General features: G+C 35.3%; 14 protein-coding genes. 8 read left to right on the top strand and 6 right to left on the bottom strand.

Going from position 1 to position 16539, the window contains the following annotated elements:
- The first annotated feature begins 275 nt into the window (after nt 1–275).
- The 8 genes from EKM01_RS00210 (at nt 276) to EKM01_RS00245 (ending at nt 9988) form a co-directional block, all read left to right on the top strand.
- Nucleotides 276–1196: a serine hydrolase gene (locus EKM01_RS00210; protein ID WP_233589279.1), complete on the top strand. Its 921-nt coding sequence runs from the start codon at nt 276–278 to the stop codon at nt 1194–1196.
- A gap of 348 nt (nt 1197–1544) precedes the next feature.
- Complete coding sequence (locus EKM01_RS00215) at nt 1545–2930, top strand: rhodanese-related sulfurtransferase (RefSeq protein ID WP_126766118.1); 1386 nt, start codon at nt 1545–1547, stop codon at nt 2928–2930.
- Between the two features lie 21 nt (nt 2931–2951).
- Nucleotides 2952–3386, top strand: coding sequence for an IS200/IS605 family transposase (gene tnpA / locus EKM01_RS00220; RefSeq protein WP_126552779.1), 435 nt, complete (start codon nt 2952–2954; stop codon nt 3384–3386).
- 1011 nt (nt 3387–4397) lie between these two features.
- Nucleotides 4398–5654, top strand: a complete 1257-nt coding sequence (locus tag EKM01_RS00225; protein ID WP_126457706.1) for a regulatory iron-sulfur-containing complex subunit RicT — start codon at nt 4398–4400, stop codon at nt 5652–5654.
- Entirely contained in the window at nt 5638–6117 is a 480-nt protein-coding gene (locus EKM01_RS00230) for a gliding motility lipoprotein GldH (protein WP_126457707.1), read from the top strand. Before EKM01_RS00225 ends, EKM01_RS00230 begins: the two co-directional genes overlap by 17 nt.
- Before the next feature lie 9 nt (nt 6118–6126).
- Nucleotides 6127–8436 carry a penicillin-binding protein 1A gene (locus tag EKM01_RS00235; RefSeq protein ID WP_126766123.1) on the top strand — a complete coding sequence of 770 codons (2310 nt, stop codon included), beginning with the start codon at nt 6127–6129 and terminating at the stop codon, nt 8434–8436.
- 188 nt (nt 8437–8624) lie between these two features.
- Complete coding sequence (locus EKM01_RS00240) at nt 8625–9326, top strand: CoA transferase subunit A (protein WP_126552783.1); 702 nt, start codon at nt 8625–8627, stop codon at nt 9324–9326.
- A 2-nt stretch (nt 9327–9328) separates the two neighbouring features.
- Nucleotides 9329–9988, top strand: a complete 660-nt coding sequence (locus EKM01_RS00245; RefSeq protein ID WP_126766128.1) for a 3-oxoacid CoA-transferase subunit B — start codon at nt 9329–9331, stop codon at nt 9986–9988.
- A gap of 73 nt (nt 9989–10061) precedes the next feature.
- On the opposite strand, the gene EKM01_RS00250 is transcribed toward EKM01_RS00245, so the two are convergent.
- The 6 genes from EKM01_RS00250 to EKM01_RS00275 all read right to left on the bottom strand — a co-directional run bounded on the left by EKM01_RS00250 (nt 10062) and on the right by EKM01_RS00275 (nt 16538).
- A complete protein-coding gene (locus EKM01_RS00250; RefSeq protein WP_126766132.1) occupies nt 10062–12260 on the bottom strand; it encodes a TonB-dependent siderophore receptor in 2199 nt (732 codons plus the stop codon).
- A gap of 307 nt (nt 12261–12567) precedes the next feature.
- Entirely contained in the window at nt 12568–14007 is a 1440-nt protein-coding gene (locus EKM01_RS00255; RefSeq protein ID WP_126457715.1) for a nucleoside recognition domain-containing protein, read from the bottom strand.
- A gap of 102 nt (nt 14008–14109) precedes the next feature.
- Nucleotides 14110–14823, bottom strand: a complete 714-nt coding sequence (locus tag EKM01_RS00260; protein ID WP_126766137.1) for a 3'-5' exonuclease — start codon at nt 14821–14823, stop codon at nt 14110–14112.
- A gap of 72 nt (nt 14824–14895) precedes the next feature.
- The gene (locus EKM01_RS00265; RefSeq protein WP_126552791.1) at nt 14896–15366 is read right to left on the bottom strand and encodes a methylated-DNA--[protein]-cysteine S-methyltransferase; all 471 of its coding nucleotides are present in this window, start codon (nt 15364–15366) and stop codon (nt 14896–14898) included.
- Nucleotides 15367–15603: 237 nt separating this feature from the next.
- Nucleotides 15604–15990, bottom strand: coding sequence for a c-type cytochrome (locus EKM01_RS00270; protein ID WP_126766142.1), 387 nt, complete (start codon nt 15988–15990; stop codon nt 15604–15606).
- Between the two features lie 38 nt (nt 15991–16028).
- Nucleotides 16029–16538, bottom strand: coding sequence for a DinB family protein (locus tag EKM01_RS00275; protein WP_126563552.1), 510 nt, complete (start codon nt 16536–16538; stop codon nt 16029–16031).
- Between the last annotated feature and the right edge of the window lies 1 nt (nt 16539).

The raw sequence follows: 16539 nt of genomic DNA on the forward strand, positions 1-16539 counted from the left end.
TTTTCCAGCTATTAGTTACAATCTTTTTTTCCGCTAAAAAGCGGATAAAAAAGGATTTTTACTACTATCTGGGCTAGAAAAATTTAGGATAAAAAAAGATGTGTATCTTTGATAAGATTAAATAGTTAGGCCAATGTTAATCAATAATATTAAAAAACAACAAAAAATAAATTATGAAATATTACAGACAGCTATTCTTAATTTTCACTATTCTCTTACTTTTGACAAATAATGCATTTTCTCAAACAAGAAAAATAGTTAAAATTGACTCTCTAATGAAATGGTCAAACCAAATTGGAGTTTTTAATGGAAATGTACTTGTTTCAAAAAATAATAAAATATTATACAACGCTTCATTCGGATTTACTGATGCAACAAAAACCAATAAATTAACTACCAATTATAGATTCAATATTGGCTCTATCACAAAAGAATTTAGTGCAGTTGCTTTACTGCAGTTACAACAACAAGGCAAATTAAAATTGACCGATAAGATTTCTAAATTCATTCCGGAATTACAAAAATGGGCAAATGAAGTTTCAATTATAGATTTATTGCAATATACAAGTGGGATACCTAATGTCAAATGGGCGGGGATTAAAAATGATAAAGATATTTTTGATGGTTTAAAATTAATCAACTCACTTGACTTTAAACCAGGAACAAATTACGATTATAACAACAATAATATTTTTTTAAGACACTTTATTGTTGAACGATTAACTGGAATGTCTTATAAAACTTATGTAGAAAAATTCATCTTCAAACCTTGTAAAATGAATTTTTCTATTATGACACCTTTTGAAAATGTAGAAAACATAGCTAAAGGATTTAATAATAATTTAGTTTCGGACAAAACCGACTTACCAATAACCGGTGGTATTTACTTAACAACCTTTGATTTACTGAAATGGGCAAATTGTCTTCATTCAAAAAAAATAATCAATAAAAAATCACTTTACGAAATAGGTCAACAATTTGATTTGCATGAAACTCAATCCGCTTTGGGACAAGCAAAATTTAAAGGCGGAAATTTAATTGAGCATTTACATGATGGAAGATCTGGAAATTATGAAGCAATTTTAGTTTCTGATATTGATGAGAAATTTACAATAATTCTATTAAACAACAATTTTAACGGAAAAGTTTCTGAAATATCAGATGCGATTACAGCAATATTAAAAGACCAAAGATAAAGCCTTCCAAAAAATTAATTAAAAAACAATCGATTCCCCTCTTCCGCACCATTCCTTTTATCCGGTTCGAAACAACAAATACGACTTTAAAAAACTAAAAATTCTATTTACAACAATTACCCTAGCCCAGATTATAGCGGCATCCTCTTGATGTAGCGATAGCGAAAACAAGAGATATAGCGAAAAGCTGGAAATAGCTCCTAAAAAATTAAACCATTAAGCGTTCAGGTAAATTAAGCATGCCTTGTTATTGATTATGAACCTTAGTCCCTTCAAAACTTTGCCTCTCTGAACCTTTTTACATACTTTTGCAAAAAATATATTTCTCAACTTTAAACTGTTTATAGCATGCAACTGTATAACACATTAAGCGCAGAGGAAAGAGCCATCATGATTGATGATGCCGGAAAACAACGTCTTACGCTGTCTTTCTATGCTTATGCGCAAATCTCAAATCCAACACAATTTCGTAACGAATTATTTCTGGCGTGGAACTCACTTGAAGTTTTGGGTCGGATTTATGTAGCCAGTGAGGGAATCAACGCCCAATTATCATTGCCTGCCGATAATTTTTATGCATTCAAAGATTCCATCGAGGTCTATGATTTCATGAAAGGAATCCGATTAAATATTGCCGTAGAACAAGACGATCACTCGTTTTTGAAACTGACTGTAAAAGTACGTGATAAGATTGTGGCTGATGGTTTGGTTGATGAAACTTTTGATGTAACGAATATTGGAATTCACCTAAAAGCCAAAGAATTCAATGAACTTCTAGAAGATCCAAACACGATTGTAGTCGATATGCGAAATCATTACGAAAGTGAAATTGGACATTTCACCAAAGCTATCAAACCAGATGTGGATACTTTTCGGGAATCATTACCCATTATCGAAGAGCAGCTTACGGAACACAAACAAGACAAAAAACTATTGATGTATTGCACCGGAGGAATTCGCTGCGAAAAAGCCAGTGCTTATTTCAAACACAAAGGTTTTGAAAACGTGTACCAACTGGAAGGCGGAATTATTGAATACACACGTCAGGTAAAAGCCGAAGGTTTAGAAAGTAAATTTATTGGTAAAAACTTCGTATTTGATCATCGCTTGGGCGAAAGAATCACAGACGATATTGTTTCGCAATGCCATCAATGTGGCGCACCTTGTGATGTACATACGAATTGCGTGAACGAAGGTTGTCATTTACTTTTTATTCAATGTGACTCGTGCAAGGAAAAAATGGAAGGTTGCTGTTCTACGGAATGTGTAACTGTGATTCATTTGCCGGAAGAAGAACAAAAAGCCATCCGCAGAGGAATTAAAAACGGAAATAAGATTTTCAAAAAAGGGAAATCAGACGTTTTGACTTTCAAAAATAATCAAGATCCATTAGCAGGAGTTCCGAATCTTAGTGAATTGGCTGAGTCAAAAATTGCTCGCAGAGTAGCTACCGTTCTCAAAAAAGAAATAAAGATCAAAAAACAATACATTGGAAAAGGAACTCACTTTTATCCAAAACCAAGTATTGGTCAGTTTCTAATTGAAGAAAACGAAATCAAAATTGGTGATACGATTCTGATTAAAGGCCTTACAACAGGCGAGCAAAAACTGGTAATCGAAGAAATGCTGGTGAACGATTTTGCACAAGAAAAAGCAGTTTCTGGAGACACTTGTACTTTTAAATTGCCATTCCGGATTCGATTGTCAGATAAATTATATAAAGTTGTAGATTAGTGGAAATTTAAAACTAATTGTATGCCACATTCTTTTAATAAATTATGGATTCATGCTGTTTGGGCAACCAAAAACAGAGGTGAATTAATTGACTTTTCAATAGAGAAACAAGTATACGACTATATCAGACAAGAATTAATTGAATTGGGATGTCCCGTACGAATCATTAATGGAATGCCAGATCATATTCACGCCTTATTTTTATTAAATCCACAAAAATCAATTGCAGACGTAATAAAACAAATTAAAGGGAGCTCGTCACATTATATAAATGGAGAAAATTTAATGATTGAAAAATTTGTTTGGCAAACAGGTTATGCCGCTTATTCCGTTAGTGAATCTCAATTAGAATCCGTTTATAATTACATAAAGAATCAAAAGCAACATCATTTAAAGAAAAATTCTCAAGATGAATTTGACGAATTTATAAAATTACATGGGTTAAGCCAAATTTGAAACCGTGGCTATCTTCAAAACACACACAACCATTAAACTATAGCCAACCGTTTCAACGGTTGGAGAAATTCATGAGACAATCTTTGAAAAATAATGTGTTATTCTTTACGTTGCCAACGGTTGAAACCGTGGGCTATATTCTAAACACACACAACCATTAAACTATAACCAACCGTTTCAACGGTTGGAGAAATTCATGAGAAAACCTTTGAAAAATATTGTATTGTTCTTTACGTTGCTAACGGTTGAAACCGTGGGCTATGNNNAACGGTTGGAGAAATTCATGAGAAAACCTTTGAAAAATATTGTATTGTTCTTTACGTTGCTAACGGTTGAAACCGTGGGCTATGTTCTAAACACACACAACCATTAAAATATAGCCAACCGTTTCAACGGTTGGAGAAATTCATGAGAAAACCTTTGAAAAATATTGTATTGTTCTTTACGTTGCTAACGGTTGAAACCGTGGGCTATATTCTAAACACACACAGCCATTAAACTATAGCCAAACGTTTCAACGGTTGGAGACATTCATGAGAAAATCTTTGAAAAATATTGTATTGTTCTTTACGTTGCTAACGGTTGAAACCGTGGGCTATCTTCAAAACACACACAACCATTAAACTATAGCCAACCGTTTCAACGGTTGGAGACATTCATGAGAAAACCTTTGAAAAATAATGTATTGTTCTTTACGTTGCCAACGGTTGAAACCGTGGGCTATATTCTAAAAACACACAACCATTAAACTATAGCCAACCGTTTCAACGGTTGGAGAAATTCATGGAGCAATCTTTGAAATCAAAATAGATATAAAACACATCATATCTTTATAAGAAGGGATTCAAAACTAACCCATTACAAACTAATTTGTAATGGGTTTTTTTATTGAAAATTTATGAGGCATTCGTGCTTTTATGCGTTGTGACGTAAAATTAAAAAATACTATCTTTACACATTAAACGTTTTAAAAACATAAGTTGTGCTCGTCGCAACACTATATATAAAATTATGGCATGTACAAGTTGTTCAACTTCTGATGGTGGATCACCTAAAGGTTGTAAAAATAATGGGACTTGCGGCACCGACAGCTGCAATAAATTGACGGTTTTTGATTGGCTTTCTAATATGAGTCTGCCTAATGGTGACGCCCCTTTTGACTGTGTGGAAGTACGCTTCAAAAACGGCAGAAAAGAATTTTACCGCAATACAGAGAAATTAACGTTAAGCATGGGCGATATCGTGGCTACTGTTGCTTCTCCAGGACACGACATAGGAATTGTTACTTTGACAGGAGAATTAGTTAAAATTCAAATGAAGAAAAAAGGAGCCAATCACCTGGGCAACGAAATTCCGAAAATTTATAGAAAAGCATCCCAAAAAGATATTGATATTTGGTCTGCGGCACGGGAAAAAGAAGAGCCAATGAAGGTGCGCGCACGGGAACTGGCGATTGCGCAAAAACTGGAAATGAAGATTTCAGATATTGAATTTCAAGGGGACGGATCAAAAGCTACGTTTTATTACACAGCAAATGACCGAATTGATTTTCGAGCATTAATTAAAGATTTTGCTAAAGAATTCAGTACCCGAATAGAAATGAAACAAGTAGGTTTCCGTCAGGAAGCAGCTCGTTTAGGCGGAATAGGTTCTTGCGGAAGAGAATTGTGTTGTTCGACTTGGTTGACGGATTTTAGAAGTGTAAATACCTCAGCGGCACGGTACCAACAACTATCTTTGAATCCACAAAAACTAGCCGGACAATGCGGAAAATTGAAATGCTGTTTGAATTATGAACTGGATACGTACATGGATGCTTTGAAAGACTTCCCGGATTTTGAAACAAAATTGGTAACGGAAAAAGGAGATGCCATTTGCCAGAAACAAGATATTTTCAAAGGATTAATGTGGTTTGCCTACACCAATAATTTTGCAAATTGGCACGTATTGAAAATTGATCAAGTCCGAGAAATCATCGCTGAAAACAAACTGAAAAATAAAGTTTCTTCGCTAGAAGATTTTGCAATAGAAATCATTGCAGAACCAGAGAAAAACTTCAATAATGCAATGGGACAAGAAAGTTTAACTCGTTTTGATCAACCCAAAACGAAGAAAAAACCAAATAAAAAACGAAAACCGGGCGGTGAAAATGCAATTGTAGCAAACAGCAACAAACCTGCAAACAATACCCGTCAAACTCCAAATGACAAAAAGCCTGTAGAGCCAAGAAAACCTATAATTATTACTAAAAATGTGGATAAAAAATAGCGCTTTACTTCTTTTGGTAGTAATTCTATTCTGGTCGTGTGATAAAAAAAGGGTTTTTGATGACTATCAATCTGTGGGTAGTGCGTGGCATAAAGACAGCATTGTAACGTTCCATTTACCAGAACTAGATTCCACAAAACGCTATAATTTGTTTGTGAATTTGAGAGCGAATAATGCGTATCAATACAACAATTTGTTCTTAATTGTAGCTTTAGAACTACCTAATGGTTTTACAAAAGTAGACACGCTCGAATACCAAATGGCTGATCCGGAGGGATTACTATTAGGGAATGGATTTTCAGACATAAAAGAAAGCAAACTTTTTTATAAGGAAAATGTACGGTTTCGATCCAAATACACCGTTCATATTAAGCAAGCAGTCAGAGAAAACGGCAAAGTTCCCGGCGTGACGGCTTTAGACGGAGTTACAGATGTAGGTTTTAGAATAGAAAAAAAAGAATAAAATAGTATTATGGCTATCAAAAAAAACAACAGTCCCGCTAAAGATAATGACAAAGACATGGCTCATTACAAAAATATTTTTTGGAAAATATTCTTTGTAGGGTTAGGAAGTCTTGCTTTATTTTTCCTGTTTGCTTCCTGGGGAATCTTCGGTTCGATGCCCTCTTTTGAAGATTTAGAAAATCCCGATTCTAATTTAGCGACTGAGATCATATCCGCTGACGGAGTGGTTTTAGGGAAATATTTCGAAAAAAACAGATCTCAATTAAAGTATTCTGACTTGCCAAAAAATTTGGTTCAAGCACTAATCGCAACGGAAGATGCTCGTTTTTATGAGCATTCCGGCATTGACGGAAGAGGTACTTTGAGAGCCATCTCGAGCTTAGGAACCAGCGGAGGAGCCAGTACCTTGACGCAGCAATTAGCCAAACAATTATTTCACGGAGAAGGATCTAAATTCCTGCCTTTTAGAATTGTACAAAAAATAAAAGAATGGATTATTGCCATCCGATTAGAAAGACAATACACTAAAAATGAAATCATTGCCATGTATTGTAATGTATACGATTTTGGAAACAATTCTGTCGGAGTTAGTTCAGCCGCAAAAACGTATTTTTCTAAAGAACCAAAGGACTTAACCATCAGCGAGTCGGCAATATTAGTGGGAATGTTTAAAAATTCTGGCCTTTACAATCCTGTGAGAAATCCACAAGGAGTCATAAACCGAAGAAATGTAGTGCTTCTGCAATTAGAAAAAGGAAAAATAATTTCAAAAGAAGAAAAAGAAAGACTGCAAGCTTTACCAATCACATTAAAGTTCAAATTAGAAACGCACAAAGACGGAACAGCAACCTATTTCAGAGAATATTTAAGAGACTACCTAAAAAAATGGGCGGAGGAAAATAAAAAACCGGATGGTTCAGATTATGACATCTACAAAGATGGTCTAAAAATCTATACTACCATTGATTCCAGAATGCAACTGCATGCTGAAAAAGCAGTAACGGAGCACATGGCCAATCTTCAAGAAGAATTTTTCGAGCAATCCAAAACAAATAAAAATGCGCCATTTGTCAACATCTCTTCTGTAGAAACACAACGCATTTTAAGCCAAGCCATGAAATCCTCGAACAGATGGGCGGTATTAAAATCACTGGAAAAAACGGACGAAGAAATTATAGCATCCTTTAGCATAAAAACTAAAATGAGAGTCTTCTCTTGGAAGGGAGAAAAAGACACTATTATGACGCCATTGGATTCCATTCGGTATTACAAACATTTTTTACAATCCGGACTCATGGCGATGGAACCTCAAACGGGAAATATAAAAGCGTGGGTTGGGGGTATCGATTATAAATATTTTCAATACGATCACGTAGGGCAAGGTGCCAGACAAGTTGGTTCCACTTTCAAGCCTTTTGTTTATGCTACAGCCATAGAGCAATTGAATATGTCACCTTGTGATTCCATTATTGATTCCCCTTTTATGATTAGAAAAGGACGTCATAATGTTACCGAAGATTGGGAACCAAAAAACTCCAACAACAGATACAGCGGAATGGTAACCCTAAAACGAGGATTGGCAAATTCCATCAATATTATATCCGCAAAATTAATAGACCGAGTAGGTCCGGCAGCTGTAGTCGATTTAGCCCATAAATTAGGCATCAAATCAGAGATTCCGCTTCAGCCTTCCATTGCTTTGGGAGCCGTTGAAATAACCGTCGAAGATATGGTTGCTGCTTACAGCACCTTTGCCAATCAAGGCGTGTATATGAAACCCCAATTTATATCTCGAATCGAAGATAAAGGTGGCGTAATTATTTACGAACCCATCCCTGAATCACATGATGTTTTAAACAAAGACATCGCGTATGCCGTCATCAAATTATTAGAAGGCGTTACGGAAGGCGGGTCCGGAGATCGTTTGCGCACCACCGGCGGCGGAAACGGAGACAAACGCTGGACAGGATATCCCTATCAATTTAAAAATCCTATTGCTGGTAAAACAGGAACTACACAAAACCAATCTGACGGATGGTTTATGGGAATGGTTCCTAATCTTGTAACTGGAGTCTGGGTGGGTTGCGAGGACCGTTCTGCCCGTTTCAAAAGCATAACTTACGGACAAGGTGCCACAGCAGCACTGCCGGTTTGGGGTTATTTTATGAAACTTTGTTACGAAGATTCCGCTCTAAAAGTATCCAAAGCATCCTTTGAAAGACCCGCAAATCTATCCATAAAAGTAGACTGCTACACCGCTCCAAAAGTAATAGACACCACTAATATTGAACAAAATACCGATGAATTTGAATTGTAAAATTTTCATCTGGAGCTAATCCAGCCATCCGCTATATCTTTTAGTCTCCTTAAAAAAGGAGACTAAAAGGATGTCGCTTCTATCTGGGCTAGGCAATTCGTTCTTAAAATTAAATCTTGTTGTTATTAATACTACAAACAGATTGGGTTCTTCTTTAAATTAAAATTCGTCAACTAGCATTCAATTTTATGATTAACAAAAAAGTAAATAACGTACATGAAGCCCTTCAAGGAATTGAAAACGGGATGACCATCATGCTGGGCGGTTTCGGATTATGCGGTATTCCAGAAAATTCCATCGCCGAATTAGTAAAAAAAGAAACTACGGATTTAACCTGTATCTCAAACAATGCAGGAGTAGATAATTTTGGCCTTGGATTGCTTTTGCAAAAACGCCAAATCAAAAAAATGATTTCTTCTTACGTAGGTGAAAATGCCGAATTTGAGAGTCAAATGCTATCTGGAGAACTCGATGTAGAATTAATCCCGCAAGGAACTCTTGCAGAACGATGTCGTGCGGCACAAGCAGGAATTCCAGCTTTTTTTACCCCTGCCGGTTATGGAACTGAAGTAGCCGAAGGGAAGGAAGCACGGGAATTCAACGGAAAAATGCATCTTATGGAATACGCTTTCAAAGCTGATTTTGCCATCGTAAAAGCATGGAAAGGTGATGAAGCCGGCAACCTAGTTTTCAAAGGAACAGCACGAAACTTTAATCCTTGTATGGCCGGAGCGGCAAAAATAACTATCGCCGAAGTAGAAGAATTATTGCCTGTAGGTAGTTTAGATCCAAACGAAATTCATATTCCAGGAATACTTGTAAATAGAATTTTTCAAGGTGTGAAATATGAAAAAAGAATTGAACAAAGAACCGTGAGAAAAATTTTCTGATTATGGCTTTAGATAAAAATCAAATTGCAAAACGCATTGCAAAAGAATTAAAACACAACTACTATGTGAATCTCGGAATCGGGATTCCAACATTAGTTGCTAATTATGTCCCAGAAGGAATTGACGTTGAATTTCAAAGTGAAAACGGAATTCTCGGTATGGGTCCATTCCCTTTTGAAGGCGATGAAGACGCTGATTTAATCAACGCCGGAAAACAAACCATAACTACTTTGCCTGGAGCCAGTTTCTTCGACTCGTCATTCAGTTTTGGAATGATTCGTGGACAACATGTTGACTTAACAATCCTTGGTGCAATGGAAGTTTCCGAAAATGGTGATATTGCCAACTGGAAAATTCCTGGTAAAATGGTCAAAGGAATGGGTGGGGCAATGGATTTAGTGGCTTCTGCCGAGAATATTATTGTAGCCATGATGCATGTCAACAAAGCTGGCGAATCTAAAATACTTAAAAAATGTACGTTACCATTAACGGGGGTAGGTTGCGTTAAAAAAGTCGTTACTGAACTAGCCGTTTTAGAAGTAACGCCGCAAGGTTTCAAATTATTGGAACGCGCACCGGGTGTAACCGTAGCGCATATCATCGCTTCTACGGAAGCTGATTTAATTATTGAAGGTGATATTCCGGAGATGGTTATTGAGTAGCCCGAGTCTTAAAAACACAAAAAAACCACAATTTAATGAAATTTAGGGCTTTTTGTATTTAGTGATTTAGGTTCTAAAAATTGTATTTCCCTCCAAGGTAAATACTCCTTCCACTAGCATTAATTCCAGAGGCAAAAGTCCTGTATTGTATATCTAAAATATTTTCAATACCGGAATAAACAGTGAACTGTTCCGTTAAAGATAATGATCCTTTCAAATTATAGGTTTCCCAAGAAGGCATTCCATTTTTTGGAGCATATTGCAAATTATCTTCTCCACTAGGCGAGTAATTACTCAACTCTTTTTTTCCATTATACAACATATATAAATCCAAATTTACTAGTTTACTTTCATATTTAAAACCTGTTTTTCCATAAAATGGAGCAACATGGTCTAAAGGAAAATTACCCATCGCATTTTGGACTCTACCGTGAGTAAAATTGAAAGTGCCATAAAACAAGAATGATTTTGTGATATAACTTCTTAAGGTAGAGGAAATTCCGCTAATATTTCCTTTTCCTTGATTTTGATTGGCAAGAATGAGACTGTTTTTTCCTTCATAAACAATCGAAGATTGTCCGTTTAACGTAAAAGAACCCGTTATTATTGCATCATACAGTCTTGTGTAATAAAAAATATTTTCAAACTGAAAACGTTTACCTTCCCAAAAAGTAATGCTCAAATCAGCCGTTACTGATTTTTCAGGCCTCAAATCTTTGTTTGGTACAATTAAAGTTCCTGCTGCCGATTCGAATATTTTTGCTAAATCATCAATGTTTGCAACTCGAAATGCAGAAGCTAAATTAAAACCTATTTTTGTGTTTTCGCTGGCATTATTTACAATTCCAACGGCACCGCTATAGGTAAAGTTTTTTTGTGATACGCTAGTATAAGGTAAATTCAGAAAATTGGTTAAAATTTCGCTATTCAAAGTCGTGTAACCAGCCCTAGCACTTACATTACACGAGGCTGTTTTGTTAATGTCATTGCTGTAGGATGCAAAACCTTCGGCTCTAAAAGTATTGTTTTTTCCATCTGGATAACGCGAATCAGTAATGCTTTCAGCATTAGTTAAAATATTTTTTTTATTTCCTAAAGAATTTAAATTATCATAATAAACATCGGCGCCATAAATAAAATCACCATTACCTATTTTTGTTTTAAAATCAGAATTGATGGCAAATATCGAAACTTTTTCAATCCTTGAACTTTGCGTTGGATTGCCGAAATTACGGGTAATTCTACTTTCTTCGATGTTTTGATAACTGGCAACCAAATTCATATCACTGTTTAAGAATACCTTCTTTTTGTCTAATTTATAAGAAGAAATTAACCTTTTTTGTGGACCATAATTCCAAACTGCAGATTTAAATTTTCCGTTTGAACTCAAATCAGTTAGCCTGTCATATCTGGGAATGTTTGATGTGGTAGAAAATTGTAAATTTATACTATGTCGTGTGCTGATATTCTGCTGAAAAATAATTTTTTGCATAAAATCATATTGTTTATATCCAGAAAATTTTTGCACATATTTATCATCATTAGCAACTTTAATGTCAATACCATCTTTGGTTACCACATAAAAAGGTCTTTCTCCAAAAAAATCATTGCTACCATTTTTATGTTTTCCCATTTTTAAATCCCCATAATCATTATAGGAAAATGAAGTTAAGTAACCCCATTTTTGACCCGCAAAGTTGAAATCTAAATGACCTGATTTTCCTTGGTTTGCAGAGTTATAATTTGTTAAAGCAGTTCCGCTAACCTTTTGGTTTTCCGTATCGGAAAGCAATTTTGCAATTTTAGTTTGTAAATAAATGGCTCCGCCAAGCGCATCACTTCCGTGAATAGTAGATGATGGTCCAAAAAGCACGTCTACATTTTCAAGCATATTTTTATCAACAGTAATTATGTTTTGCAAATGTCCAGCTCTGTAAATTAAGTTATTCATTCGGATTCCATCAACGAGTAATAAAATTCTACTGGATTCAAAACCCCTAATAACAGGGCTTCCGCCGCCCTGTTGCGATTTTTGAACTGCTAAAGTCCCCGAATTCCCTAACACATCGGCACTGGACTGGAAGTTATTAAACTCGATTTCTTTTTTAGAAATACTTTCAATTTGTTGCGTAATTTTTCTTTTTGGTTTTGCAAATCGTTGTGTACTTACAACTACTTCATCTAATCCTATTGAATTTATAATGTCTTTTTTAGTTTGGGAAAATCCCGACAAAGAGTAAATACAAACCATTACGATTATTATTTTTTTCATGTTTGTGTAATTAATTTTGTTTAAAATAGATACTTCAAAAAAAAAACATGGAGTATCTAATAGTGAATAGATAAAGGATCTAGTTTTTAAATTAAATTGAGTATTATGATTTTTAATTATATCAATTTTAAAATCAATTTTAAAACCAAAATTCACTTTGTTTTTTTGTAAGAGGTGATTAAAGAGAAAGATTCGTTTTTACTTACTTTTAAAATAGCATTTGTAGTAATTTCAATCTCAAAACAAAAATCTCAAATAATCAGTTATTTTTGATTTTTACAGGGAAATTCAGCTTTTAATTCAGCTTTTAGAAAAACCAAGTCGCCACAAAAATAGCCGTAATCACACAAATCAAATCGACTATAAGCATCGTTCCTAATGCATAACGCGTATTTTTAATATTTACGGAACCAAAATAAACGGCTATCACATAGAAAGTACTTTCGGCACTACATTGAAAAATACTACTCAATCTTGCCGTTAAGGAATCAGCACCAAAAGTATTCATTGAGTCAATCAAAAATCCTCTTGATCCTGCAGAACTAAAGGGACGAAGCAACGCTACTGGTAAAGCATCCGTGATTTGCTTGCTAACACCCATATTTGAGAAAATGAAAGCAATCCAATTACTAATAATTTCAAATAAACCACTGTTTCTAAATAGTGAAATAGCTACCAACATTCCCAATACATAAGGAAAAATAGTTACTCCAGTTTTCACACCATTGTTTGCTCCTACTACAAAAGAATCAAAAACTGTAGTACTTGCGACCGTAAACTTCTTCTCATTTATAAAGGAGAAAATCAGGGTAAAAGCAATAATTCCAATTAATATTAAAGCAGAAAGATTAGCCGTAAAATAATTTTTCCCGATTAAATCTAAATGGTTCACATACATCAACAAACCAACAATTGCAGCTATTAAAACCATCAATACAATCACTAGAGAAGCACTTTTGAAATTGATTTTTTGCTTCACTCCAACAATTAGAAATGCTGCAATAGTTCCTATAAAAGAAGTGATAATACAAGGTAACATCACATCCGCCGGATTGCTGGCATTAGCCGCAGCACGATACCCTATAATAGAGGTTGCAATCAAAGTAAGACCCGAAGCATGCAAACACATAAACATAATTTGTGCATCACTGGCCTTGTCTTTATCAGGATTTATTTCTTGCAAGCTCTCCATGGCTTTAAGACCAAAAGGAGTTGCAGCAGAATCTAATCCTAAGAAATTAGCAGCAAAATTTAAGGTCATATAGGAAATGGAAGGATGATTTTTAGGAATACTAGGAAACACTTTTACAAAAACTGGACTCAATGCTTTCGCTAACTTTCCAGAAGCTCCGGAAATGATTAAAAGCTCCATTAATCCACAGAAAAAGGCCAAGTAAGCCATCAACGGAAGGACTAAATCAAGCAAAGTACTTTTGCACGTTGGCAGTAAACCATCTGATTTTTGAACACCACTGTATATTTTTACGGTTTTGTTTTTATAAACATAAGTCGTATCCGCATTTAGCGTATCACGATTAATTATCATGGTTTGTTCGGGTGCTTTTTTGATGCTGTCTTTAATAAAGGCAGGAAGTTCTTCGGCAAATTTCTCCGAAACCAGAATTGGATCATCTTTCTTTCCGTTCAAAACGTGGTCAATAGTATAACTGTCTCCCGAAAACAAACTAAACACTACAAATACAATTGCTGAAATAAAAATGACCAACCAAAATCTACTCAATACCATAATCTATAATTTTTGTAAATGTAATTATTTAAGCATACAAAGCACCAAAAATTCAAACACAGATTGTACGGATTTACGCAGATTAAACCTGTGTTACTTCATCTATACATGAATAATCTCGTCCTCAATCAATAATTCTTCCCGTCTTAATCTCAAGAAAATCTGCGCCACGGCAATGGTGTCTTTCTCACAATAGGTTACAATACGATCAATATCTTTGTCTACATAAAATACATGTCCTACCTGGCTACCGTCGATATCGCCTTTTGGCGAAGGTATTCCAAGGACTTTACACATTAATTTCAAAGAAGTAAAATGCTTGTAATCCCCGAATTTCCATAATTCCAAGGTATCCAAATGGGGGATTTCCCATGGTTTTTTTCCAAATAAATTCAGTTTGTTTGGAATGGCGATTTGGTTGATAATCATGCGTCGGGCAAGGAACGGAATATCGAATTCCTTGGCATTGTGCCCACACAAAACATGTTGCGGCTGGTTGAAATGAGTATTCAGCAAAGTATTAAAATCTAACAATAGTTTCTTTTCTTCACCAAAAAAAGAAGTCACCCTAAAATTCCGAATATCGCCTTTGATAGTAAAATAACCCACGGAGATACAAACGATTTTCCCAAACTCGGCCCAAATTCCCGCACGATCGTAGAAATCCTCGGGAGTATATTCGTCTTTACGCTGGTATTGGGTTTTATGTTCCCAAAGATCTTGCATTTCAGAATCTAATGCATTGAAATCTTCGGTTTCCGGAACGGTTTCGATGTCCAGAAACAGAATGTTATTGAGGTTTATTTTTTCTATCATTTGATGGCACGCAGCTTACGTGGATTTTTACAGATTTTCTTAAACGAATATACCAAATTTATTCATCAACAACTAAAACAAACTTTGTTGCGTCGTTGGGTTTTCATGTTCCAATAACCATTTTTTTCGCCATAATCCGCCTGCATATCCTGTTAGTGAACCATCTGTTCCAATGACTCTGTGACAGGGCACGACTATCCAAAGTGGATTTTTCCCGTTAGCAGATGCAACGGCTCTAATGGCTTTGACATCACCCAAAATTTTGGATTGTTCGAGATATGTTCTCGTTTTCCCATAAGGAATGTCCAGTAAAGATTTCCAGACTTTTTGTTGGAATTCAGTCCCTTTTGGATTTAATTTAAAATCGAAATCGGTTCTCTTGCCTTCAAAATATTCGTTGAGTTGTACAACGGCTTGTTGTAAAACAGCCTGAATTGTATTTGAACACAACCCTTCTTCGGTGACTAAAATTCGTGATATTCCACTTTCATCGCCTATGATTTTGGCAATTCCCAATGGCGTTTTGATGTATGCGGTTTCCATATTTTAAAGATAAAAAAAATACCCACATTGTTCCTAAAGAAGTAATAAAGTTCAGAAATAAATGCACTTAAAGTGTTTTGAGCATAAAAAAACCATTCGCAGAGACGAATGGTTCTTGTATTTTAGCCCCGATAGCAGCGGCATCTCGCGATCAAGAAAAACAAGGCTTTTTATCCGTAGTTTTTATTTATCGGGAATACAGCGGATAGCGGGAGTAGCTCCTGAAAAACGCCAGGATTATTTCAAATTGGAATATACGTATGCTTCCAAGGCTTTCAATTCGTCATCAGACATGGCTTTGGTAACCACGAAGTTTGTTTTCATAACTTCGTACTGGCTTGGATCAACAATAGGCTCGCCTTCTCCTTTCAGAAACACTACCATATCTGCATTTTTATCCTTGTAAATCTTAGCAATATCCTGCAAGCTTGGCCCTATCACCTTTTTGTCAACCTGATGGCAGGCCACACAATTTCCTTTCCCTTTGAAAATTTCTTCTCCTAATTCCTCTGGAGTTTGTGCAATTTCCTCGGAAGTGGTTGGGTATAAAGGTTCTTTTTTGGCTTCTTCTTTTTTACAAGAAGTTAAGGCTAAAACGGCTAATAAAAATAATGTCTTTCTCATGTTAATTTCTTTAATTATAGGTGGCTCAGTGGCTAGAATTACCATCCAATATATTTGGGTGGCTGAATTTGATTCAGATTCAAATATACTAAAATTTGTGCTCTGTGATGGGTAACATGGTCTTGCATCAAATTAAGTATTTGCAATTTTGATTTTTGACCCGCAAAAAAAGTAACTTTTTGGGATAATTCAGCATCATTGGTTTTTTGGACAACTCTTTTTGCTGCATCAAAAGAGGTTTTTATCTCTTGGATTATTTGTGCTTTTGAAAGCCCTTTTACGGCTTCTTTTTTCACATATTTCTCTTCCGAAAAATAAGTTGTGCCCAACCAATTCATGTTATCTTGTATGTGAAATAATTGTTCTTTAAAGGACATTTCACGTTCAGCGGGTTTATAATCATATTTATCTTCCGGCATAGCTTCTGCAACGGCCACTAAATAATCTTTGGAATTATCCCATTTCTCTATGAAAGTAGAAACTACTTCCGCTTGTGCAAAAATGCTATTGGAAAGCAATAAAACCACTATTATTAAACATTTTTTCATT

Source organism: Flavobacterium sp. RSP46 (assembly GCF_003984825.1).
In the GTDB taxonomy this organism is placed as follows: domain Bacteria; phylum Bacteroidota; class Bacteroidia; order Flavobacteriales; family Flavobacteriaceae; genus Flavobacterium.

Coding starts and splice junctions, on each gene's coding strand:
- EKM01_RS00210 (WP_233589279.1), top strand. CDS start 276: ATGAAATGGTCAAACCAAATTGGAGTTTTTAATGGAAATGTACTTGTT.
- EKM01_RS00215 (WP_126766118.1), top strand. CDS start 1,545: ATGCAACTGTATAACACATTAAGCGCAGAGGAAAGAGCCATCATGATT.
- tnpA (WP_126552779.1), top strand. CDS start 2,952: ATGCCACATTCTTTTAATAAATTATGGATTCATGCTGTTTGGGCAACC.
- EKM01_RS00225 (WP_126457706.1), top strand. CDS start 4,398: ATGGCATGTACAAGTTGTTCAACTTCTGATGGTGGATCACCTAAAGGT.
- EKM01_RS00230 (WP_126457707.1), top strand. CDS start 5,638: ATGTGGATAAAAAATAGCGCTTTACTTCTTTTGGTAGTAATTCTATTC.
- EKM01_RS00235 (WP_126766123.1), top strand. CDS start 6,127: ATGGCTATCAAAAAAAACAACAGTCCCGCTAAAGATAATGACAAAGAC.
- EKM01_RS00240 (WP_126552783.1), top strand. CDS start 8,625: ATGATTAACAAAAAAGTAAATAACGTACATGAAGCCCTTCAAGGAATT.
- EKM01_RS00245 (WP_126766128.1), top strand. CDS start 9,329: ATGGCTTTAGATAAAAATCAAATTGCAAAACGCATTGCAAAAGAATTA.
- EKM01_RS00250 (WP_126766132.1), bottom strand. CDS start 12,260: ATGAAAAAAATAATAATCGTAATGGTTTGTATTTACTCTTTGTCGGGA.
- EKM01_RS00255 (WP_126457715.1), bottom strand. CDS start 14,007: ATGGTATTGAGTAGATTTTGGTTGGTCATTTTTATTTCAGCAATTGTA.
- EKM01_RS00260 (WP_126766137.1), bottom strand. CDS start 14,823: ATGATAGAAAAAATAAACCTCAATAACATTCTGTTTCTGGACATCGAA.
- EKM01_RS00265 (WP_126552791.1), bottom strand. CDS start 15,366: ATGGAAACCGCATACATCAAAACGCCATTGGGAATTGCCAAAATCATA.
- EKM01_RS00270 (WP_126766142.1), bottom strand. CDS start 15,990: ATGAGAAAGACATTATTTTTATTAGCCGTTTTAGCCTTAACTTCTTGT.
- EKM01_RS00275 (WP_126563552.1), bottom strand. CDS start 16,538: ATGAAAAAATGTTTAATAATAGTGGTTTTATTGCTTTCCAATAGCATT.